Origin of the sequence: Mycolicibacterium chubuense (assembly GCF_001044255.1) — a bacterium.
GTDB classification, from domain to species: Bacteria; Actinomycetota; Actinomycetes; order Mycobacteriales; family Mycobacteriaceae; genus Mycobacterium; species Mycobacterium chubuense.
Window position 1 is genome coordinate 1 of record NZ_JYNX01000048.1, and the last position, 632, is coordinate 632.

The window sequence follows — 632 nt, forward strand, 5'->3', positions numbered from 1 at the left end:
GCGCCAATGACCCGCGCAGCATCGGGCAACGCCGTTCCGAGGCCGCGGGCGCGTTGCTCAACGGCCGCACACACCTGCCCTGCCGCTGCGGTTCCCCCGACTGCCCGAAAGCCGACACCCCAGGCCCGCAGTCGAACATCGTCATCCACGTCATCGCCGATCAGACCGCCCTCGACGCCGCCTCAGCCCACGCCGCCGCAGAGGCCAACGGAGCAGGCGCCAAGAATTCCGCCGCCGTGACCAGTGCTGCAGCCGGCGCCGCCGAGCCCGCCGTGGACGAGCCCGCCGTGGACGAGCCCGCCGCCGCCACGGACGTCGCCGACTCTGACGCCGAGCCCGCCGCCGCAGAGCCCGCCGCCGACTCTGACGCCGAGACCGCCGCCGCAGAGCCCGCCGCCGACATTGACGCCGAGCCCGCCGCCGCAGAGCCGGCCGCCGACACTGACGCCGAGACCGACTGCGCGCCGGCGCCATTGAAGGACACCGGGCTGGCGCTGCTGCCCGGGCTCACGGTGATGCCCACTGCGGCGTTGGCGGACGCGATCCGCGCCGGGGCGAAGGTCAACCCGCTGTGGCTGCCCGGGCCAGACCCCGAGTCAAACTACCGCCCGTCGGCGCGGCTGGCCCAGTTC

At 75.0% G+C, this 632-nt stretch carries 1 pseudogene; it reads left to right on the forward strand.

Annotated features, from left to right (window positions below):
- Window positions 1-632, forward strand: a pseudogene (locus MCHUDSM44219_RS30020) (HNH endonuclease signature motif containing protein); the annotation flags it as partial.